Raw genomic sequence first — 21,945 nt, 5'->3', positions numbered from 1 at the left:
AGAAGGGGGAAATTGTTTGAGGGTATTCGACGCCCATTTTCATATTATTGATTACCGCTATCCAATCTATGAAAATCAGGGATATTTACCACCAAATTATGTCGTAGAAAACTATCGAGAAATAACAAAAGACTTGCATATACTTGGTGGAGCAGTGGTATCTGGTTCCTTCCAAGGTTTTGATCAGAGTTATTTGATCGACGCTCTAAATAAACTGGGACCATCATTTTGCGGCGTAACACAATTGCCGTTTACGGTTTCAGATGAGGAAATCATTAAGCTCAATCAAGCAGGTGTAAAAGCACTACGTTTTAACATTAGACGTGGGGGATCAGAAGATTTATCAAACCTTGATTACTTAGCAAGAAGAGTATATGACTTAGTGGGCTGGCATAGCGAACTATATATCGATGCCAAGGATTTACCTGATATAACTGCAACCATTGAAAGCTTGCCCGCTATATCGATAGACCATTTGGGATTATCCGAGGAAGGTCTACCACATCTACTGAGATTGGCGGATCAAGGGGTTCGAGTAAAAGCTACCGGGTTCGGCCGTGTCGAGCTCAACGTAACCAGTACTTTAAAATCGATCTATGATGTAAATCCAGATGCACTGATGTTTGGTACAGATTTGCCTTCCACGAGAGCAAAGAGGCCTTTTGAGTATGCAGATATTGAAATGATTATGGAGTTGTTTGATAAAATAGCAATAGATAAAATAATGTATTTCAACGCATGGAATTGGTACTTTGGATAAGAAAATAGCCAGTATACATCTATTAATGTCCTAATTATTCGGGGGAAAAAATGCAAATTACAATAAACGCCTATGAAAGTGAAGATAAAGAACAATTGAAGCATTTATTTCAAGTTAATTTTGAAGATGAAAACTTGCTTACAATAGTGTATGGAGATAGAAAGCTTTTTGCATATTCTGCCCTCCTAAATCATAAGCTAGTCGGAATTTTATTCGCTTGGAAGAACACCATTCATCCAAATTGCATTTACTTTCGTATTTTAGTAAATCCACTCTATCATTCCTTACCAATTGCCGAATTGCTTTTAGAAAAACTAGAGACTCTTACATTAGTAAATTTACCATTGCAAACATCACTCTGGGAAACTTCAGATTCCCTATTAAGAATATACAGAGAGAATGGATTTTCTATAATCAGAAAAACTTACACACCGACTTTAACTCTTACAAAAGATATAGATCTTACTGAATGCAAACAAATAAATTATAAAAAGATAAATCTTGAAGAGGCATCAGCAAACAACTTATTGATGAAAAAACTTACGTCCCTTGTAAGAAGGAATTATGAACAGTCACATCTGGTAAATCCTGTAGCAAGATTAGATTATGAGCAATGGCAGGAGTTTATTTTAGCTGATGATGTATTAAAGAAACACAGTTATATGTTTTTGGACCATAGTGAAATATTAGCCTATTCATTCCTTCACAAGTCTGATTTGAAAGGCAATCTTGAATTAGGGTGGTGTGGAGCAAATAATGTGGAACATTCATATCTAATTCCTCAATTAGTTATACATCAGGCACGGGATGCGATAAAACTAGATTACCAAACATTTTCTGGAGAATTCGATACAACAGACAAATATGCTTTAGAAACGTTGAACCATTTTCCGTTCGCTCCAGCTCCTACCTTGGTTACATTGCAAAAAAAGTAATACCCATTCATATAAAGGACAGTGAACAAATGAAAACCTTCTATCTAGCCGTCACGTATGATGTATGTGCACATAATCAATTGTTCGAGGACATGAACAGGTACGCTCTGGACTTGTCTATCAATCTAGATGAGCAAATAAGAGAATTTGCTAAACAAGATATTGCACCGGTAGTGAGATTATTTACATCAGACAATCAAGACTTTGAGAACCTAAAATTTATTAAAGAATATACCTTTATAGAGTACGAGTGTAATTGTCAGGAATAACTTCCTTTACTTCAAGTCCTACCAATTTTATAGCGTCTCTCACTGATACAAGTATCACTAGTTAGTTAAATAATATTTATTGGAGGAAGATACATGTTAGACAAACAAGGTTTTAATCTATGGTCAGATAATTATGATCAAACAGTAAAGGTTAGTGAAGATAATCATGAATATCCCTTTGCCGGATACAAACAAATTTTGAACCATATCTATAATGAAGTCATGCAAAAATCCAGTTCAAACGTACTTGATATCGGTTTTGGAACAGCAGTATTAACGAGTCAATTATATGAACGCGGCCACTATATAGATGGTTTGGATTTTTCGGATGAAATGATCACCATTGCAAAAGAAAAAATGCCCAACGCTCGTTTATTGGAATGGGATATCACACAAGGATTGCCTTCTCAGATTTCAGAAAATAGATACGATTCCATCGTCAGTACATACACATTACATCATTTAAATGATAAAGAAAAAATTGAGTTTATAAATAGACTGTTGCCACTCTTAAAAGAAGAAGGAAAAATATATATCGGTGACGTTGTGTTTCAAAACAGAGAAGATCTGAATCGCTGCCGCCAAGAAAATCTTCATCATTGGGATGATGATGAGTTTTATTTTGTCTTTAATGAATTCGAATCAGATTTAGGAAATTCATGTCATGTTCTTTTTCAACCATTCTCACATTGCGGTGGGGTTATTACCATTTCGAGATAATAGATCGGGGCTTTGCTATTTCTTGAAGTATGCTTTTTTATTTTCTTATCATTAAATTTTTTGCAAGAAAAAGTATAATAAAACAAAATAGATTGAATTTTCTAACAATTAGTTGCGGTGAATAATAAACAGTATCCCTTTCATTGTTAAAAGGGGAAATGAAGTGAGTAAAAGAAAAGTATTTTCTTACACTTATCCAAGCTTCGGCGTTATGAAACAACACATTAAAAATGAAGAAGGTTCTAATGTTTTAACCATCCAGCCAGAGTTTAAGTTCCAGCCCATATTTAATTTTTTTCAAGGAACTCATCTTATTTACAAAGGAAAAGTGAAAAAGTTAAGTCTTACAAGATTTAGCTTCATACTAGAAAATGTAGAAGGGCATCCTATCGCTAACATTAATCAAGTTCCTGTACATAAGAAAAAATCTATATTTAAGGAATACCACATCAATATAGATGATGAAGTGTTTAAAGTATCCTTTAAGCTTGCCGATCATTCCTTTTCTATTTCATATAGGGTAGGGAACTTGGCATCCAAGCAGACCGAGTATCTTCATTTTTGAAAAAAATAGTAGATTATAAAACATATCGTTTTGAAGTGAATGAGGGTAGATTTCCTTTGGAACTTTGGATGGCAATTGGAGCAGGGGTTATTATACTAGACTAATTTATAAAAAATATATTGCCCTGGAAATAATTAGTCTTATGAAAGAGTACAAAATCACACTTCAATAATAACTTATTACAAAACACCAATGGAGGTAGAGCACAATTAGGAGCATGAATAACTGGAAAGACCCAGCAATTTTATTATCCTCGATTGGATTTTCAAGTATCGGTGACTTTATCTATCTAGTGGCAATCAATATTATGGTGTATCAGCTTACAGGTTCAGCAGCCGCTGTCGCAGGTCTTTGGATTATAGGACCTATCACGAACATCGTTATGAAACTTTGGACTGGAAGCTTTATCGACTATCGAAGCAAACGTAAAGTAATGATGGTTACCTATTTAATCCGAGCTCTTTTTATTTTCCTTATTCCGTTCGCACCGAATACGGTAGTTATTTACGGAATATTAGTAATTTTAAGTGGGGCTAAGGCATTTTTTAATCCTTCTTCTATTACATATATTACTATCCTTATTCCAAAAGATAAAAGAAAGCGTTTTAATTCCATTCGATCATTTACGAGCTCAGGGGCTTTCATTGTAGGTCCTGCAGTTGGTGGTTCTCTGCTATTAATCACATCAATCGAAGTGACTTTATGGATAAATTCAATATTCTTTTTGATATCAGCAGTTTTATTATCATTTCTTCCTGAAAAAGAATATATAGATAAAGGAAGCATTCCTACTTTAACTCTGAATCAGATAATACGTGACTTTACGGTTGTTCAGAAATTTATGGCAAATAATAAATATGTAGCTTATGTGTATCTCAGCTTTGTTGTGATCATCGTCTTTTCATTTGCAATGGATGCACAGGAAGTTGTTTTTACCCAACAGGTGATTGGTCTCTCTGAATTTGATTATAGTCTACTTGTAAGTATAACCGGCATCGGTTCGGTCACAGGCGCTTTCCTATTATCGGTTTTTTCTAATAAAATCCCGCTTCGATTCATGATTTCTATTGGATTAATCATGATGACGGCCGGCTATATCATTTATGCCTTTTCATGGTCTTTTACTTCTATTGTTGTTGGTTTTGTCATTTTGGGATTCTTTAACGTGTTTTTGAATGCTGGAATGATGACATTTTATCAAAATAACGTCCCGGTGGAAATGATGGGTAGAGTAACGAGCATATATGATCTCATCCAGAGCGGCATTCAAGTCTTTGCTGTTTTAGGAATAGGGGTTGTAGCGGATATTATTTCAATGCGAAGTACTATTGTCACCCTCGCACTTTCCATGCTGCTCGCGTCCTTTATTTTTTCATTTTATATATGGAAACCTGAGAAAAGGAACTTCTTCCAGGATGAAAATCAGCTGGAAATCAGTGTGAGAGAAAGCTAGGAGGAATCAATATGGAAAAGAAGTACAATGATTTAATTGGGGAAATACTAGAAGCTTCAGGGGAAAAAGATAATTTTAACTACGAAGGAAAAGGAAAACCTCTTTCGAAAGATTATTTGAAGATGGACACGTTTCAACACTTTCAAAAGATAGCAAAGGATGCAGGGTATTTGCCTCCTTGGTTAGAGTTGCAAAAAGAAATCTCTCAATTAGTCCATAGTTGTGAAACAGAAAAGCATGTAAAAGCAATCAATAAAAAAATCAATAAATATAATAAATCATGTCCGCCTTCCATGCAGAAAAACTTAATCAGCCTAGATGAATTAGATGCGGCTAAAAATATCTGGTAGATTGTACTTGAATTTATTATAAGAAGTCTACAAAAGCTAGAATACATCTTACTTTGTAGGCTTCAGGTTGTCCTGAGAAAAATACACCGTTCTTTAAAGCGGGAAGAATCAAGAAGGAAAATGACACTGTTTTGTTGAACATATGGATTAGGAAATAGAAGGATTACATTGGAGTAGACATGATATTTATTGAAGGGAATGACACTTTGGTTAGTTTATTGGAAAACATCTTTCAAATATCAGCAGCAATACTAATCCTTTGTTCCTTCTATTACTACAGACAGTTTAAGAAAATGAAGAAAGAAAGGAAACTGACGAGTAGTGAACTTTCTATTTATATTGTCACCCAAATCGCCATTTATCTCTGTGCAGGCAGTTTTCTACTTTTATTTCTAGATAGGAATTTTGGATAAAAACTTGTTTTCTATTATAAAACTAATTAGGAGACATATATGACAACAAAAATAATCTTTGGTTCAAATAAACTAGGTAACATTCGAAATGAACAGCTGCAAGCAACGCTCGTCAAGTTTAAATTAGGTACGCTGTTAAGTGCAAAGAAAACGGAACAAGGAGCAATGGGACAAACTATGTTCATCATTTCCACTAAAGGAGAGTTTGTATTTAAGGGGAATCCGCTATATAAAGGACAATTAGAAGAAGAAAAATACTTTATCGAACAACTACGACAGAGAACCGAAGTACCCGTCCCAATTCCTTATCTTATTGATGATTCCACGGATATTTTTGGATGGAAGTATGCTTTGATGCCACTACTAAAAGGGAAACATTTAACTGATTCTACGTTGCAACATACCATGAATACCAAAGATAAATGCAGTATTGCCCAATCCATTGCCGATGCATTATTCGCTTTTCATCAATGGAAAGTGGAAGACTTCGGTGAACTTGACACCCATACATTAAAAATCACACCGTTTAAAACGGGTTATTATCAATGGCTCTTTGATAGAATTCTATTTTGGTTAGAGGATGCGAGGAAATATTCTAAAGTCACTCACGATGATTTACAATGGACAAAAAATCTGTTGGAAGATTCCAAGGAAGCTTTCCAACGTATTACCTCTCCAACGTTTGTAATGGGGGATTTTAAGCCGGGTAATTTCCTCGTTCAACAGAAAGAAAGCAGCTGGAGCATCAGCGGTGTTTTTGACTTTACCAATTCCTTTTTTGGAGATCCAGTTTCCGACTTGGTCAAAATGCTGACGTATTATCTTGATAACAATGAAAAAGTTGTAGCAAAACATTTAGTTGATGCGTATTTTGATAAGCTGACTAATAAAGTGGATAGCATAACACGGTTGAAGGTGCATATGCTTCATCAAAAAGTTTTGGATTGGGGTAATGCTAAAGCAACGAAGACAGTCACTTGGTATGATGAGCTTCCTTTTTATCATTGGGCTGGAGAGTATACGCAAGCGATGGAAGACCTATTCAGATAACATCCGTTCCAACATTCTCGAAAGGCTATCCAGACCGTATTATTAAAGAAATGCGATTAACTTCAGGTTAATCGCATTTTCTTTATATATTCTCTTGTTTTAATCCTTCGATAATATTTTCCTTTTTTATTTTCGCAATGGAGTAGAGCATCGCAGATCCTACAATCAAGAAAATGGCGATAATCACAAAGCCGATACTCATCCACGGGAGACGAAATGCATATTCGAATGTATAATTCGTGGAACGATGAATGCCGTACATGATCAACATGCTGATAGGCAATCCATAGCCTAATGCTTTCATTCCATAAAACATACTTTCATAACGGATCATTTTATTAAATCCTTTTGGTGTCATACCAACAGATCGAAGCATGGCAAACTCTCTAGTCCTTAAAGAAATACTTGTTGTAATGGTATTAAAGATATTAGCAATGGAGATAAGCGAAATCAACGTAATAAATCCATAAGTGAATATAGACAAGAGCAAAATCATTTGTTCTTCACGCTGACGGCTTTGATAGACGTTATACACATGAACATTAGGTTCGTTTCTTTCTTCAATTGCTGCTTGTGTTGCTAAAGGATCCGAGCTATTCATATATAGATAGGTGCTCACTCTCTCGTCAGATATGGAAAGCTGCTTCAGTGATGACTCAGGGATAATAAGATTAATCCCCCCAAGCATGACAGTATTAACACCCACCGGAACCAGGTCAGTAAGGGCACCGATTTCTACACTAGTAAGAAATTCCGGCTCGTTTTGCTCTGACTCGATTTCACTATAAGACGGTAAATATACATCAATTTTATTTCCTACTTCCGACTCAATCGACTTTGTTTCAATAATTTTACCTTTTGTTCCACCTTCATAGGAAATTTGTTCAATGACGATGGCAGTCAGTTGAGACGGGTCAGTAAATTTTTCAGTATCTACTCCGACTTCCTCCGCATAAGCTTGGAAATTTTCATCGTCCAAACTATATAAGGTGACATAATAAGGATATTTCCCATCTTCCAAAGTCATGTCATATTCTTCTATTTGCATTTTCAATTCAGTTGGTAATTCATCCTTATCGATGAACGCATCAAGTAATACCTCAGAGACTAGAAATGATTCTGTGACATGGTCCATTGATGCAAAGCTTTTCAACTCATTTTTTTCCAACGTGTCACCGTATAGCTGAATATCGAACTGAATGTTATCTTGAGACATCTCCAACGATTTTTTCAACCCATCCGTAAAGTATGAAACGGATAAAAATAGAACAATACTGATGACTAATGAAAATACAGTCGCTAAATATCTCTTCTTATTGCGCTTCACATTCTTTAATCCAATTTCAGCTTCCAACCCAAATATTTTTCTTACAATTTTTGAAGTCTTCACAGTTCTCCCCGACAATTTGATGTCTTGGGTTTGACGGATGGCATCTATCGCTGAAATCTTTGACGCCCTTTGTGCAGGTATATATGTGGAAATGAAGATCGTCAAAATAGAAATAGCACATGCGACCAATATAGAAGCAGGGGTGACTACCAACTCCAGCTTTTCAGAAATTCCTAGTGCATTTTGAATAAATGTATTGATAAAAATAAAGGTGACACCAATTCCCCCAAGGCCTGCTATAATTCCAATCGGTATACTAATTGCCCCAATTATCGTCCCTTCAAAAAAGACAGAGTTTCTTTTCTGCTTCTTTGTAGCTCCGACACTCGACAACATCCCTAAATGTCTAGAGCGTTCAGATACACTAATGGCAAATGCATTATAAATGAGAGCGACAGATCCAATAATGATGACTGTCATAATTATACCGGCCAATGAGTATAACGTTTGGCGTAGATTATCATTAGCCGTAACTCCATAGTAACGAAGCAGATCAGAGTTAAAATTAACCGTTTCGATTCCCTGTTCCTTTGCCAGACTTTTTGCGTTTTCATAGATAGAACTATTGACGTCTTCTACAACTACATACGCATCGATGGAGCTTGTTTCACTCCATAACTTTTCATCGACATAGCCAAGCACCGTATAACCTGGTGCCCACGGAACTTCCCAGGTTGGACGTTTCATTACCCCAACAATCACCATTTCTTTAGATTCTTGGTTACGTAATTCTTCATGGAGAGTTTCTCCATCACGCTCAAGGAAGTGATGTTGTTTAAGCTTCATCCCTTCTAAATCCACACGTTCACCAATTTCAAGATGAAGTTCATCACCTATTTTATAATCTACCTTTGACTGACTTAACATCTCTTCAGAAACGACTATTTCATTAGGTTTATACGGTAGTCTTCCATCTATAATCTCCACAGGGAATTGTTGCATCCCTGGGCCATTATAGCTTTGTATATAAATATATGGTTTATTGTCGTTGTTCGTCTCTTCAAAAAAAGCATATCCATCACTGGAAATAACTAATTTCTTAGTTTCACTATGTTGCTCGATTGCCTCGATTTGATTTGGAGTGACATCACTATATTGAACATGCCACTCCCCATTACTCGTAATATGTTGTCTAATCATTAAATCCAGGAAAGAAACACCAAGGGTTGCGACGGCAGTAATCATTGCTACAGAGATGATTACTCCAATAATGGTCACCAAGGTCCTGCGTTTATTCTCCTTTAAATGTCTAATCGTGACTTTATTGACGATGTTCACGGACGGATCACCTCGTCTTTAGCAATCTTTCCATCTTCAATCGAGATGATACGGTCCGCTTGCAAGGCAATGCGTTCATCATGGGTAATGACAATGAGTGTTTGATTATATGTTTTATTAAACATTTTCAGCAATTCCATAATATCCTCGCTATTTTTGCTGTCCAAATTCCCTGTTGGTTCATCAGCCAGCATTAATGCGGGGTTACTAATCAAAGCTCGGCCAATCGATACACGTTGCTGCTGTCCACCTGAGAGCTGATTCGGCAAATGGGAGAGCCGTTTTTCTAATCCGAGGATGTCAACAATGTTATTAAACTGTTTGGTATCCACTCGCTGTTCATCCAAAAGCATTGGCAACTGCATATTTTCTTCCACTGTCAAAATCGGAATCAGATTATAAAACTGATAGATTAAACCAATTTGTCTTCTTCGGAAAATTGCCAGCTGTGTTTCGTTCAGGTCATATATATCCGTTCGGTCAATGAATACCTTGCCACTTGTCGGTTGGTCCACTCCACCGAGTAAATGGAGCAACGTGGATTTCCCTGAACCGGAAGGACCGATAATACAGACAAATTCTCCCTTTTTAACTGTAAAGGAAACATCATCAAGCGCTCTTACTGCTGTTTCACCTTCGCCATACACCTTGGACAGATTCTTTACTTCTAATATATTCATAAAAATAACCTCCATTGATTAACTTCATGAGGTCAGTATACTTCGTCGGTATGACTTTAAAGTGACTCTTAAGTGACAATTTATTCACTTTGAAAGAAAAAAAGAAACAGATGATGAATCGATCAAATCACCTGCTTGTAAAATTTTATATGAAAAGTCGTTCCCTCGTCAGGATTACTTTTAACTTCCAAATCACCATTCTGGCTCGTAATGATGCTATGTGCCATAGCAAGTCCGATTCCTACACTTTCATCGCTGGCATTTTTTCCTTTATAAAATCGTTTAAAAATGTATGGAAGGTCTTCCCTAGGAATACCTGATCCATTATCCGAAATCTGAATTTCAGTGTATAACGGATTCTCCAAAAAATGAATGCTAATCTTGCCGCCTTCAGGAGTATGCTCTACACAATTTTTCAGGATATTGACAAGCGCCTCCACCGTCCAGTTGAAGTCACCTGTAAAAGTTGCCTGGTCTTCTCCTCGAATGGATAATTGTTGCATTTTAATATCCATTGGAATGTGCAGCGGCTCGACTGCGGTTTGAACTAGCAAATCAACATAATGATTTTCCTGCTTGAAGGCGATGGTACCTGCATCAATCTTAGATAGCTTTAACAAAGAGGATACTAGCCATTCCATGCGTTTCAACTGTACTTGCAGATTCCTTGTGAATTTTTCCCGCTGGTCATCTCCCAGTCCTTTATCACTTAATAATTCCACCATGACTGTCATGGAAGTGAGAGGAGTCTTTAGTTGGTGAGAGATATCTGATATGGCATCCGTTAGTTTTGCTTTATCTTCACGCAAAACGGTTCCATGCTCTGCAAGCATTTTCGTTACTTTATAGATTTGACTCTTTAATATGCTCAATTCTCCTTCATAGTTATCCCGTACATCGAGATGATAATCACCACTGCCTATTCTTTGTAAATAATGGGATAGCTTTTCTATTTCCCGGTAACGCCATTTAGTGAAGACCATCATACAGATGATCAGTAAAGTGGCCAAACCAAGAATCATACCTGCTGCAGCATAGGAAATAAACAGCATCGTAGAAATAGTGAATAATACACTAATCAAAAGAAGTACAGTAAGCAGAATTTTAATTTCCCGATTTCTCAGCAACTCATTCACCAACCTTGTAGCCCATTCCGCGAATCGTTTGAATCAGCGTTGGATTCTGTGGGTCATCCTCTAACTTTTCCCTTAACCTTTTGATATAGACAGTTAGTGTATTGTCATTTACAAAATCCCCGCCAACATCCCAAATCCGATCTAAAAGCTGCGCCCGTGTAAGCACTTGTCCAATATGATTGGCAAAAATAAGGAAAAGCCGATATTCTAGAGCTGTCAACAAGATTTCCTTGTTGTTTTTATACACTTTGCCTTCCGTAATATTAACTTTTATATTTTTAAGTTCAATTATATTTTTTTGTGGAGCACTGCGATGATAGCGACGATGTACAGATTTGATTCTAGAGATAAGTTCACGGATACGGAAAGGTTTGGTGATATAATCATCAGCTCCCATATCCAACCCCATGACTACATTGACTTCATCATCATAAGCCGTTAAAAAGATGACAGGTTTATCTTCTTGTTCCTTCACTAACTTACATAAGTCATAGCCACTTCCATCTGGCAAGTTCAAGTCAAAGATGTATAAATCAATTTCTTTCATCTGTTGCTTAATTGTATTCCTCGCTTTAGAGGCATTGTAACAAACTACTGTCTCATAACCCTCTTGTTTTAAGGAATACTCCAATCCCGATGCAATCGTTCGATCGTCTTCCACCAATAGGATCTTCATCCGACTCACCTTACATTCGTTTTTCTTTTTATGTTACTGGAAGAATATATCGTCGTCAAAATACAGACGATGAATATTTGCTATGTAGAGTCATCATCATAAAAATACAGCAAGCAGTCCATAATAATGTTATGATGATAGCTTAAAAAGGGCGTGTTGTTTTGACAACAAAAGTGTTTCTGTTAGTTACTGTTTCTTTCGCTTTATTCACATGTGGAAAAGTGGGGGCGACAGAAACTGCTGAAGTTAATAACATGTGGATAAATAGTTCACCTATTATAGAGAATGGTACGAAAGAGAAATATGAAATAATACCTGAAAAGTATGAGGATAAAAATGTAGTAATAGAGTATCCCCAAATTACGGGAATTTCTGATAAAGAAAAGGAAGACGATATCAATCAGTTAGTCAAAAAAGAAGCAATAAAGCCTTATTTGGAAACCATCATGCAATTAGAACCGGATCAACATTATGAAGCGGATGGTGATTATGAAATAAAGATGTTCAATGAAAATATTTTAAGTATCGCATATAAGAGTTACAATAACATCACTCCATCTGCTCATCCGTTCAACCGCTTCTTTACAACGAATATTGACCTCCATACTGGAGAATTATTATTTTTACCCGACTTCGTTGAGAATATAGATGAAGCATTTATCCAGAAACTAAAAAACGCAACTTATATTGGAGATTTAGAAGATAAATACGTGGATCAAGTAAAAGAAATGGCGTTCAGCTCGTATGAAAATGATCAGGTATTGATGGAAGCACTTGCTGATAGTGAAGACAGGAAACATGGTATTTTTATCTATGTAACTGAAGATTCACTAGGCATCAGTTTACCGGTTCCACATGTAGCAGGGGACCACGTAGAATTAGAAATTCCTCTACACGAAATAGAGAATTAACGATCATTCAGCACTTCAAGTGAAAGATGCCATTCCCACCTGAAGCGGAAATGGCACTTTTTAATTTTTGATAAAATCTTCTAAAATCTGATTAAACTTCTCATGATGCTCCCAAAACATCATATGTCCACCTAACACTTCCAATTGTGTTTTTGGAGATAGCTCTTTTGTAAATCGGGCAGCTGTCTCTGCCCAATGCTCGGCTACAACAGTCAAGGTAGGAAGCTGTTCACTTGCTTGTTTTGCTGCTTCTCTATAATCAGAGAACATACCTGATGCGAAAAGATTTCCAGCAATATAATATGGAGTATTCATTGACTGCTCTACTAAAATGGTTAGTTCATCCTCACTTAATTCTCTCTGAATCATTACACCAGTAATATAAGCAGTAATAAATTCACGCTGTCCTTGTGGTGAACGGAGGGAATTATTATAGATGCCAGCAATATCATCGAGTGCGCCTTCCACCCAGTCATCTACATGAACAGAAAGTGATTTTGGCGGCATATCAATTAATACCATCGATTTCAATCGTTCTGTACCATTTTGTTTAAAATATTCCCAGGCAGTTAAACATCCGAAAGACCAGCCGACAAGATTTACATCTTGAACATCCAATTCCTTTAGTACTTTAGCCAGATCTGTACCGTGAGTAACATAATCATTGCCATGAATAGTTTTTGTGGACTTTCCATGGCTTCTTGGATCAATAACAATCACTCGATTCGTTTTTGAAAAATAGGAGACTTGTTTCTCGAAAGATTCTGTTGTAAAAGTAAAACCAGGTATGAAAACGATGGGGTCACCTTTCCCAGTATCTTCAAAAAAAAGCTCAATTCCAGGGTCGACCTCGATATATTTTCCAGCCAAAATAAACCCTCCCTTTATTTAGTTAGATAATTTAGTTAATTACATACTAGCATATCTGTTTAAAACTTTATATAAGAAAAATAAAAAACGACTCTAAACATCACCATACATGATGTTCAGAGTCGTTGATCATAAGCTATGTAACCGTGCACCCAACGTCGATACGACGACCATATGCGCTTCTTAGCTTCATGGCTCGGCCTAGGCTTCCCTACGGCACACAAGAATGACCACTTACTGCTGCTTCCTTCCGGACCTGACAGGGTTCGTGGGTTCCTGTTGCGCAGGACCCGGGCGTCAACACCAATCCACTAAGGCTGACCATACAGTTGCCGTACCTTGGCTGGGAATTCGGCCTCGCTATAGCGGATTGCGAGTACAGGGCACCGCTACCTCCCCGCTTAGCACGGTATTTATCATTATAACGGTTTTTGTGTCGCTTTGCAATGGAAAATAATTCATCTGCACTTAAAATGCTAGATAATCATTTCATTTTTTCTTCTTGTTACGAAGTGCTTTAAAGAAATCAGTTAATAAGCTGGCACATTCATCCTGCATTACACCTGATTCAAGTTCGGTTTGATGATTAAACCGTGGCTCCTCCAACAAATTGAATAATGTGCCGGCACATCCAGCCTTCGGGTCCGGTGCACCATATACGACTCGTTTTATCCGGGATTGAACGATGGCGCCAGCACACATGGGACAAGGCTCTAATGTGACATATAATGTACAATCTTCAAGACGCCAGCTGCCAATTTTTTCATTGGCTTCTGCAATGGCGATAAGTTCTGCATGAGAGAGGGTTTCTTGGGATGTTTCACGAAGGTTATGACCTCTTGCGATAATTTCGCCTTCATGCACAATCACTGCCCCAATTGGTACTTCTGCCATCTCTCGTGCTTTCTTGGCTTCTCTGATTGCTTCTAGCATAAATTTTTCGTCAGTCATCTAACACACACATTTCATAATTAGTTTGAAAAAAATGAGATTAGGAAATAATTAATTAGAAACATATTATTCTTAAACAATCTATCTATATACTAGGTATCTTACCACAAAGGAGAGGATGCTATGAGGAATTTGGATGATACAGCAGTTCTATTTGTAGATTTGATTAATGATTTTAACTTCGTCGGAGGAGAGAAGTTACTAAGTAATACAATGGAAATTTTACCTAATCTAATCAAATTAAAAAGCTTTGCCATAGAAAATGATTTACCTGTCATCTATGTTAATGATCATTATGGATTATGGCAAGCAGATTTCAATAAAATAATTGAGTACTGTACCAATGAAAACAGCAAAGAATTGATAGAGTCCATGAAACCAGATGATAGTGACTATTTCTTGATTAAACCACAGCACTCTGCTTTTTTCCAGACTCCGCTGCAATCATTACTGACTGACCTCAATCGAAACACATTAATCATTGCGGGTATTGCCGGTGATATTTGTATTCTTTTCACCGCTAAAGATGCGTATATGTACCAAATGGATTTGTATATTCCTAAAAACTGTATGGCTTCTGAGGAAAAAGAAAATAATGATTATGCGCTATACTTGATGCGTTCCGTAATGAAAGCAGATATTGACCCCATATAGAAAACACTCTCCCTGGTAATCCAAGGAGAGTGTTTTTTTATTTCAATATATTCAACGACTCACGGGTAAAGGCTGGAATATCGTCTGGCTGACGGCTTGTTACGAGTTGGTCTTGGCAAACGACTACTTCTTTATCAGCATATTTTGCGCCGGCATATTCCATATCTACTTTGATGGATTTATAACCTGTTGCATCGCGGCCTTCCAATGTTTTTGCAGTAATTAATAGCTGTGGCCCATGACATATCGCCAGGACTGGCTTTTTCTCGTCCATGAAGTGCTTGGCAAATTCTACAAAGCGATCATCCGCACGTAACTGGTCTGGTGAGAAGCCACCTGGGATAAAGAGAGCATCATACTCATTGGGATCAACTTCATCGATTCCATAGTCAATTGGAACTTTGGATTCTTCCTGTTTACCAATAACGGTATCACCTTTTTGATTTCCAATAGTTACAATTTCATGACCGGCTTCTTCAAATGCTTTTGCCGGCTCTGTGTACTCTGAATCCTCAAATAGGTTCGTAATGACAGTAGCTATTTTCTTACCCATAATTCCCAACTCCTTTATATTGATATTACATAAAAGAGTTTTCCCATTTCATAGTTAATAAAACATAGCTACTTTGTTTGATATCAATTATTATCAAACCGTACAACCTTCTTGAGGCGACGGTAAATGGAGCCTGGTAAGACAAAAGCAGTGAGGGATTTTCGTTTTTTGCTCTGCAATAAATCTACACTTCCATTCGTGCCAAAGTAAAAGGACTGCCAAGTGAACTTGGAGCAATAATTATCCTCCAGTTTACGAAGGTCGGGGACGTAGACATACCGCCTGATTTGGTCATAATGCTGCATAGCCCATTGTGCCGCTTGCTTCGCTTCCCGTTCATTGGAATGACGTAAAACGGTAATTTTTTCACCCTTTTTGTGACGGGAAAGATAAAGTGGCATACTGTCGGAGTGACCAAACCTTTTCCAGCGGTTAACATGGTAGATGCGGAAATTTGTACCGACAATTCCAGTATGGCCGACTAAAATTGAGGATAAAGCATACTTATGCGAATAAAGGACATCCCCTGGTTGCATACGAATAGAGGTGCCTGGGTAATAATGCGTCATTGCTGCTTCTTCGATGTCGTTCTTCTCATTCACAATGTTTCACCTTTCCACATGAAGTATATTCTAGCAAATCTAGGATTAACGATAAGCTAATTTATGCTGAACGTAATGTCACTACAACAATTTCTGGACGGTTAAATATCCTGAATGGAACAATACTATTTCCAAGCCCACGATTAACAATCATTGTAGTGCCTTCTGAATGATGTTCCCCAGATGTAAACTCCGGAAATAATCCTTGATCAGGAGCAATCAACCCACCAACAAAAGGAATTCGAAATTGTCCACCATGTGCATGCCCTGAAAATACAAGCTCAAATCCATAATCACTATAAAGAGAAAACAGTTCCGGTCGATGTGATAATAGAAATCGAAAATGGTCTTCGCCTTCAAAACCTGTGATCGCTTCTTTGATATTTTCTTCTGTCTTTGCTTTTTCTGCATGAGAGCTTCCCTCGATAGCCGGGTCGTCTAATCCAATGATCTGAATCTTATCCTCTCCAATGGTAATGTACTCACTTGTATTGCGCATGACTTGAACGCCGATAGATTCTAAATCTTCCTCTAATTCATTGAATTTTCCTGACCACCATTCATGGTTTCCCGTCACATAAAAAACCGGCGCAATCTCAATTAATTTCTCCATCAGAAGAATACCAGTTTGCTCATCGGATCTATTCGAATCAATTAAATCACCGGTAAAGACGATTAAATCCGGTTCTGTCCTGTTCACCCGTTTAAGCAGGTCTTCTTGATCCTCGCCAAATAACTTACTATGCAAATCAGATAGTTGAACAATTTTATAGTTATGAAAGCTTTTAGGCAGATTATTGGATGGAATGGTATATTCACTAGTCACTAAAGAATTGTTTTGATAGTAAAGGAAATATATTAGTAGAACCATCCCGATCAAATAATACAACCATTTCTTTTTCGTTTTTTCCTTCAATCTTCTAACCTCAATCTATTACAAACTTAGGACATCCACCAGTGTCATGAGTTCACTCTATAAATTTTATCTGCAGTCATTTCCGGCTTCACTACTTCCAAATAATGCTCTTCAGCTAACCAATATCGCTTTCTATACTTATCTAATATTTTTTCTCTACTCCCTATATATGTATCTCGCTGCAAGACTCTTTCGTACCGTATATCTCTTGGACAATCAACAAACACTGTAAAATCATAATATCCTATCCATTCAATCCTTTGATTAAATACACCTTCAATTATAACAATAGAATTTGTTGGAGTCGGAATGTCTTTCATCGTATATGTATCATTTGATTTATCATAGAAGGGGAGAGTCAGGCAGGAACAATTTTCATGGATCTTCATAAATAGTTCCTCTGTCAACATACTAATATCCCATTGTAAATAGTAGTATTCATACCATTCTTCTCTTCCAGTTCCATAGCGTTTGTTTCTTTCAACGATATGGTCGTCCAGACGGATGATTACAACGGGGCAATATTTTTGTAAACGAGACATCAATTGATGAACCAACGTTGTTTTACCTGCTCCACCCAAGCCATCGATTCCAACAAGATATGGTCTTTTCATGCTTTTATTTCTAAAATTAGTACGGATGTCATTTATTAGTTCGTCGCATTCGACCAACTCCATATACCTCCTATGCAATGAAGTTATTTTGAATTCAAAACCATAGTAAATCATGAGAGGGAACATGGCCTACCTCACCATGCTTCATTGCTGACTGGCTTTATGGTACCATTTGGCAAATGTTTCTGTCATGTTTAGTAGCAGGATGATTAAACTTCTAGAGTATTTCCTCTGTCTATCCATTCTGGCTTCAATAGAGAAAAAACAAGCGCATCATGTGACTGCTTGCGTTGATAGAGGTATCCTCTCAGTAATCCTTCCTGTGAAAATCCTAGTTTCCTTAATAATTGAATAGATGGTTCATTTTGCGGATAGGTTACCGCGCCGATCCGAAATAAATCCAAGTCCTCAAACGAGTATTGCAGTACTTTCGTAACTGCTTCCGTTGTAATGCCCTTACCCCAATAAGAAGGATGCAATTCATAACCTATCTCTGCCTTTTTCCCCTTAATATTAAGGTTGTTTAAACCTAATGTTCCAATAAATCCTCCAGTATCCTTCGATAGGATTCCCCATCTTATTCCTCTTTTCATTTCGAATGTGGAATGAAACGAATCGATCATTTCTACAGCCTGTTTTTCACTTTCCAAACTATCCATCCCATAATAAACCGTGACGTCATCTCTTGACATGATGTCATAATAAGCATTAGCATGCTCTTGTACGACTTGCACTAATTTTATCCGTTTTGTTTCCAACTCTGGAAAGTCCATTTTATTTGCTCCTTTAAATTTATAAACTGACCGTTAAAATTATTTCTTATGAACAATTGCCTCAAATGTAATGGTTTGCTCTAAATTTGTCGGATACTCTCCGTAATAATAATTGGCTGATATAACAATATCTTTAAACCCGACTGATTCCAGGAGCAACTTAAATTCCTCAATCCCATACCAACGAATCGGAAACCGCTCCAATTCCGTTTGAACCAATATTCCATCCCGCCATTTTTCGTAGCGGTTATGTGACACGGTATACTGATTGATATAATCGACTTCAACAATTTTTGTTTCTAATGTAATCCAGTCACCATTTTCTGTTTCCCAAGTCCTCGTACTTACTTGATCAATTGTTAAATCGGACTGCATAAATATATCAATGATTAGCTTACCTCCATCAACAAGATGACGATGGAAGTTTTTCAATGCCTGGATGGATTCTTCCCTCTTATGCAACAGTAGAAATGTTCCAGTTGGTACAATAATAGCTTCGTAGGCTTTATTTAGATTTAAGTCTTCCATTTTCCCTTGGTATAATATTGGTTTTAAGCCTCTCTGTTCACAGTTATCCTGACATATTTCCAGCATTTCAGTTGATACGTCAAATCCCTCCACATCCAATCCGTACTCAAGAAGGGGGACGAGAATACGACCTGTACCAACGCCCGGCTCAAGAATCGGACCTTTACAACCTTCTAATCTTGCTTGATAAAATTCTACATCACCAAAAGAGCGGCCAATATATTTGTCCAGATTATAGACTTCCGAGGAAAGCTTGCTGTAGTAGCCTAACATATGATCTACACCCCCTTTTGTTACAATTCAGTACTTTCTATAAGCTAAAATAAAAACCCTGTATCAAACAGGATTTTTATTTTAGCTAAATCTCTAATCCCTCATCTACACCTTGCTCCCAAGACTTCAACAGATGACGCATGATCTTTCCGCTTCTTGTTTTTGGAATTTCTTCTTTTACTACGATTTCATCTGGTGCAGCATTGGCACTTAACGTGTTGCTTATAAATCCACGTATTTCCTCCAGTAATTCCACCGATTCTTCATAGCCCGGATTTAACGTTATAAACGCCTTGATCACTTCACCATGTTTCGGATCAGGCTTTCCGATTACTCCCGCTTCAAGGACAGCAGGATGTTCAATCAATTTAGATTCTACTTCAAAGGGGCCGACACGCTCTCCTGAAGTATGAATGACATCATCCAGACGACCTTGGAACCAGAAATAACCATCTTCATCCACATAAGCACTGTCCCCGGTAATATACCAACCATCCATGAAATAACTTTCATATTGTCCAGGGTTATTCCAGATTTTCCGCATCATTGCTGGCCAATCTGCTTTGATGGCGAGATTACCCATCTGTTTCGGCGGCAGTTCATTTCCTGCGTTATCTATAATTGCTGCTTCTATGCCCGGAATTGCTTTCCCCATCGAACCTGGTTTAATTTCATCACATGGAAGATTGGCAATAAGTTGTGCCCCTGTTTCAGTCATGAGCCAAGTATCATGGATCCTCAAATTCAACTCTTTCAAGCCCCACGTAATAAGTTCCGGATTTAGTTGCTGCCCGCCACTTACGATATGTCTCAATGCGAGGAGATTATAATTTTTAGTTACTTTTTCTCCTTGGCTTATAAGCAGTCGGAGCACTGTTGGGGAAGTATACCATACAGATACATTGTATTTTTCCAATGTTTCATAGTAATTTTCCGGTGTTCGTTCTCCATCAACTACAACGTTCGTTATCCCATGGAGCCAAGGTGCAAATATTCCGTAGCTCGTGCCAGCCACCCAACCTGGGTTAGCAGTAGAAAAGTATATATCATATGGTTTTAAATCAAGCACCCATTCAGCCGTTGCGTAATGCTGCACCATCGCATGATGGACATGGTAGACTCCTTTAGATTTTCCTGTAGATCCAGGAGTATAATGAATCAACATTCCATCTTCCAAATCGACCCACTCGATCGGAAATACATCAGTTGCAGCTGCCATTTCCTCATCATAGCTAATAAAGATACTCTCTTTATTCGAAGTATCTCCAACTACAATGATTTTCTTTAAATGAGGAAGCTCCTGATAAGGCACACGCTCCAGTAACTCTTCTGTCGTGACAAGTACCGTTGCTTCGCTATCTTCTAACCTATCATATACTGCTTGCTCCATAAACTCATCAAATAGCGGACCGGCAATTGCTCCAATTTTTAATATCCCAAAAAAGACAGTATAGAATTCTGGCCTCTGCGGCATAAAAAGGAAAACGCGATCCCCTTTATTCACTTCATATTTCCGAAGCACATTTGCAAATTTATTACTCAGCTTGCTTAACTCAAGAAATGTAAGTGTTTCTTCTCGAGTGGATGACGAATAAATTAAAGCCAGCTTGTCTTTTCTCTCCGGATTTTCTGCATGACGGTCTAATGCTTCATAAGCCATATTCACTTTTCCAGTTGTATGCCAGCTGAATTTCCTCTTAACATCTTCCCACGTAAAGTTCTCTCTGAACGAATCGTAATCCTGTAAGTTATAATCTCCGACTCTAGCAGGAATTGGCTGCATGTCCATCGTTTATCTCTCCTTTATTGTAAACGTTAACATTTCATATAACATTAAATTGTTGAATTTTTTAGTAAGTTGAATCTATTTTAGAACATTTTGTGACATATATAAAGTATTTGAGTATAAGATTTTTTATTTTTTCAGGTAGAATGCAGAGGGAAGGTTCTAATCTAATAGGCATTTAAACCCTCCAGAAGGCTAATTTTTTATTGTATACTAAGTTAGGTAAATGAATCACGGAAAGGATGCTGTATATTGGTATTATTAGTTTTTCCCTTCATTGCACTCATGATTTACTTTCCATTTGCGGCAGGGTCAATAACTATTTATTACAGAGATATTAAAAATAGTAAGTCGGAAGAAAAACAAAAGAAAGCTAGAAGAAAGATTCTCCTACTTAATATAGTTGGTATTTTGTTGGCAATCATTGCCTTTAAATACATGTGGCATAGTCTTATGGTTAATTTTTAAAAGAGAGAGTTGATAGGATGTTAGCTGTTATAGCAGTAGGTGCTGCGATGCTTGCCTATGTGCCTTTTGGCCTCGCAGTGTTATTTATTGATAAGAAATTATTTCAACGTGCAGATACAAAAAGGAAAAGAAGAATGGCTGGGGGACTAATTATAACCATCAGTATCATTGGCATTATTGTTGGCATTTTAACCTTTAGAGGAATTATGGCAGATTATCTCTAATATGAAAAGAACCCAGGTTTAAATAAAACCTGGGTTCTACTATTTATCTTTGTTCATGAAACGGCCCCGGCAGGATTCGAACCTGCGACGCACAGTTTAGGAAACTGACGCTCTATCCCCTGAGCTACGGAGCCATACAGTAATGTT

General features: G+C 37.3%; 25 protein-coding genes, 1 tRNA gene and 1 other RNA gene. 12 read left to right on the top strand and 15 right to left on the bottom strand.

Features of this window, described 5'->3' with window-relative positions; translation table 11 throughout:
* The first annotated feature begins 16 nt into the window (after nt 1-16).
* The 9 genes from ACFSBH_RS02930 to ACFSBH_RS02890 all read left to right on the top strand — a co-directional run bounded on the left by ACFSBH_RS02930 (nt 17) and on the right by ACFSBH_RS02890 (nt 6,515).
* Nucleotides 17-760 (top strand): amidohydrolase family protein, encoded by a 744-nt coding sequence (locus tag ACFSBH_RS02930; protein WP_251512864.1) that lies wholly within the window; start codon nt 17-19, stop codon nt 758-760.
* 50 nt (nt 761-810) lie between these two features.
* The gene (locus tag ACFSBH_RS02925; protein WP_251512865.1) at nt 811-1,695 is read left to right on the top strand and encodes a hypothetical protein; all 885 of its coding nucleotides are present in this window, start codon (nt 811-813) and stop codon (nt 1,693-1,695) included.
* 29 nt (nt 1,696-1,724) lie between these two features.
* Nucleotides 1,725-1,964 carry a hypothetical protein gene (locus ACFSBH_RS02920; protein ID WP_251512866.1) on the top strand — a complete coding sequence of 80 codons (240 nt, stop codon included), beginning with the start codon at nt 1,725-1,727 and terminating at the stop codon, nt 1,962-1,964.
* Nucleotides 1,965-2,057: 93 nt separating this feature from the next.
* The gene (locus ACFSBH_RS02915; RefSeq protein WP_251512867.1) at nt 2,058-2,684 is read left to right on the top strand and encodes a class I SAM-dependent methyltransferase; all 627 of its coding nucleotides are present in this window, start codon (nt 2,058-2,060) and stop codon (nt 2,682-2,684) included.
* A gap of 163 nt (nt 2,685-2,847) precedes the next feature.
* The gene (locus ACFSBH_RS02910) at nt 2,848-3,249 is read left to right on the top strand and encodes a hypothetical protein (RefSeq protein ID WP_251512868.1); all 402 of its coding nucleotides are present in this window, start codon (nt 2,848-2,850) and stop codon (nt 3,247-3,249) included.
* A gap of 217 nt (nt 3,250-3,466) precedes the next feature.
* The gene (locus ACFSBH_RS02905; RefSeq protein ID WP_251512869.1) at nt 3,467-4,702 is read left to right on the top strand and encodes an MFS transporter; all 1,236 of its coding nucleotides are present in this window, start codon (nt 3,467-3,469) and stop codon (nt 4,700-4,702) included.
* An 11-nt stretch (nt 4,703-4,713) separates the two neighbouring features.
* A complete protein-coding gene (locus ACFSBH_RS02900) occupies nt 4,714-5,052 on the top strand; it encodes a DnaJ family domain-containing protein (protein WP_251512870.1) in 339 nt (112 codons plus the stop codon).
* Between the two features lie 179 nt (nt 5,053-5,231).
* Nucleotides 5,232-5,465: a hypothetical protein gene (locus tag ACFSBH_RS02895; RefSeq protein ID WP_251512871.1), complete on the top strand. Its 234-nt coding sequence runs from the start codon at nt 5,232-5,234 to the stop codon at nt 5,463-5,465.
* 39 nt (nt 5,466-5,504) lie between these two features.
* Nucleotides 5,505-6,515 (top strand): phosphotransferase family protein, encoded by a 1,011-nt coding sequence (locus ACFSBH_RS02890; protein WP_251512872.1) that lies wholly within the window; start codon nt 5,505-5,507, stop codon nt 6,513-6,515.
* Nucleotides 6,516-6,597: 82 nt separating this feature from the next.
* Here the strand turns inward: ACFSBH_RS02890 and ACFSBH_RS02885 are convergent, their stop codons facing one another.
* The 4 genes from ACFSBH_RS02885 to ACFSBH_RS02870 all read right to left on the bottom strand — a co-directional run bounded on the left by ACFSBH_RS02885 (nt 6,598) and on the right by ACFSBH_RS02870 (nt 11,675).
* Nucleotides 6,598-9,183: an ABC transporter permease gene (locus tag ACFSBH_RS02885; protein ID WP_379595973.1), complete on the bottom strand. Its 2,586-nt coding sequence runs from the start codon at nt 9,181-9,183 to the stop codon at nt 6,598-6,600.
* Nucleotides 9,180-9,863, bottom strand: a complete 684-nt coding sequence (locus tag ACFSBH_RS02880; RefSeq protein ID WP_251512874.1) for an ABC transporter ATP-binding protein — start codon at nt 9,861-9,863, stop codon at nt 9,180-9,182. Before ACFSBH_RS02880 ends, ACFSBH_RS02885 begins: the two co-directional genes overlap by 4 nt.
* Nucleotides 9,864-9,985: 122 nt before the next feature.
* Nucleotides 9,986-10,990, bottom strand: a complete 1,005-nt coding sequence (locus tag ACFSBH_RS02875) for a sensor histidine kinase (RefSeq protein WP_251512961.1) — start codon at nt 10,988-10,990, stop codon at nt 9,986-9,988.
* Between the two features lies 1 nt (nt 10,991).
* Complete coding sequence (locus ACFSBH_RS02870; RefSeq protein ID WP_251512875.1) at nt 10,992-11,675, bottom strand: response regulator transcription factor; 684 nt, start codon at nt 11,673-11,675, stop codon at nt 10,992-10,994.
* 161 nt (nt 11,676-11,836) lie between these two features.
* Here ACFSBH_RS02870 and ACFSBH_RS02865 point away from each other — a divergent pair, with 161 nt between their 5' ends.
* Nucleotides 11,837-12,586, top strand: a complete 750-nt coding sequence (locus ACFSBH_RS02865; protein WP_251512876.1) for a PdaC/SigV domain-containing protein — start codon at nt 11,837-11,839, stop codon at nt 12,584-12,586.
* Between the two features lie 60 nt (nt 12,587-12,646).
* On the opposite strand, the gene ACFSBH_RS02860 is transcribed toward ACFSBH_RS02865, so the two are convergent.
* From ACFSBH_RS02860 to tadA, 3 genes are all read right to left on the bottom strand, one after another.
* Nucleotides 12,647-13,456 (bottom strand): alpha/beta fold hydrolase, encoded by an 810-nt coding sequence (locus tag ACFSBH_RS02860; protein ID WP_251512877.1) that lies wholly within the window; start codon nt 13,454-13,456, stop codon nt 12,647-12,649.
* A gap of 144 nt (nt 13,457-13,600) precedes the next feature.
* An RNA gene (gene ffs / locus ACFSBH_RS02855) (signal recognition particle sRNA large type) lies at nt 13,601-13,866 on the bottom strand.
* A 79-nt stretch (nt 13,867-13,945) separates the two neighbouring features.
* On the bottom strand, nt 13,946-14,407 hold the full coding sequence (gene tadA / locus ACFSBH_RS02850; protein WP_379595970.1) for a tRNA adenosine(34) deaminase TadA: 462 nt from the start codon (nt 14,405-14,407) through the stop codon (nt 13,946-13,948).
* A gap of 123 nt (nt 14,408-14,530) precedes the next feature.
* Here tadA and ACFSBH_RS02845 point away from each other — a divergent pair, with 123 nt between their 5' ends.
* The gene (locus tag ACFSBH_RS02845; RefSeq protein WP_251512879.1) at nt 14,531-15,061 is read left to right on the top strand and encodes a cysteine hydrolase family protein; all 531 of its coding nucleotides are present in this window, start codon (nt 14,531-14,533) and stop codon (nt 15,059-15,061) included.
* Between the two features lie 37 nt (nt 15,062-15,098).
* Here the strand turns inward: ACFSBH_RS02845 and ACFSBH_RS02840 are convergent, their stop codons facing one another.
* The 7 genes from ACFSBH_RS02840 to acsA all read right to left on the bottom strand — a co-directional run bounded on the left by ACFSBH_RS02840 (nt 15,099) and on the right by acsA (nt 21,109).
* Nucleotides 15,099-15,614, bottom strand: coding sequence for a type 1 glutamine amidotransferase domain-containing protein (locus ACFSBH_RS02840; protein WP_251512880.1), 516 nt, complete (start codon nt 15,612-15,614; stop codon nt 15,099-15,101).
* Between the two features lie 83 nt (nt 15,615-15,697).
* Nucleotides 15,698-16,216, bottom strand: a complete 519-nt coding sequence (locus ACFSBH_RS02835) for a hypothetical protein (RefSeq protein WP_251512881.1) — start codon at nt 16,214-16,216, stop codon at nt 15,698-15,700.
* A 61-nt stretch (nt 16,217-16,277) separates the two neighbouring features.
* Nucleotides 16,278-17,132, bottom strand: a complete 855-nt coding sequence (locus ACFSBH_RS02830; protein WP_251512882.1) for a metallophosphoesterase — start codon at nt 17,130-17,132, stop codon at nt 16,278-16,280.
* A gap of 44 nt (nt 17,133-17,176) precedes the next feature.
* On the bottom strand, nt 17,177-17,803 hold the full coding sequence (locus tag ACFSBH_RS02825) for a kinase (protein ID WP_379595966.1): 627 nt from the start codon (nt 17,801-17,803) through the stop codon (nt 17,177-17,179).
* A gap of 152 nt (nt 17,804-17,955) precedes the next feature.
* Nucleotides 17,956-18,519 carry a GNAT family N-acetyltransferase gene (locus tag ACFSBH_RS02820; RefSeq protein ID WP_251512884.1) on the bottom strand — a complete coding sequence of 188 codons (564 nt, stop codon included), beginning with the start codon at nt 18,517-18,519 and terminating at the stop codon, nt 17,956-17,958.
* Between the two features lie 39 nt (nt 18,520-18,558).
* Nucleotides 18,559-19,320: a class I SAM-dependent methyltransferase gene (locus ACFSBH_RS02815; protein WP_251512885.1), complete on the bottom strand. Its 762-nt coding sequence runs from the start codon at nt 19,318-19,320 to the stop codon at nt 18,559-18,561.
* 85 nt (nt 19,321-19,405) lie between these two features.
* Nucleotides 19,406-21,109 carry an acetate--CoA ligase gene (acsA, locus tag ACFSBH_RS02810; protein ID WP_379595963.1) on the bottom strand — a complete coding sequence of 568 codons (1,704 nt, stop codon included), beginning with the start codon at nt 21,107-21,109 and terminating at the stop codon, nt 19,406-19,408.
* Nucleotides 21,110-21,591: 482 nt separating this feature from the next.
* Between acsA and ACFSBH_RS02805 the strand changes: the two genes are divergently transcribed.
* Nucleotides 21,592-21,798: a hypothetical protein gene (locus ACFSBH_RS02805; protein ID WP_251512887.1), complete on the top strand. Its 207-nt coding sequence runs from the start codon at nt 21,592-21,594 to the stop codon at nt 21,796-21,798.
* 61 nt (nt 21,799-21,859) lie between these two features.
* On the opposite strand, the gene ACFSBH_RS02800 is transcribed toward ACFSBH_RS02805, so the two are convergent.
* Nucleotides 21,860-21,932 (bottom strand) — tRNA-Arg (locus ACFSBH_RS02800).
* Between the last annotated feature and the right edge of the window lie 13 nt (nt 21,933-21,945).

The sequence above is a fragment of the Oceanobacillus luteolus genome, from assembly GCF_042678205.1.
Classification (GTDB): domain Bacteria; phylum Bacillota; class Bacilli; order Bacillales; family Amphibacillaceae; genus Oceanobacillus; species Oceanobacillus luteolus.
Note: the sequence above shows the minus strand (reverse complement) of the source record. Positions and strands in the feature narration are given on the sequence as shown.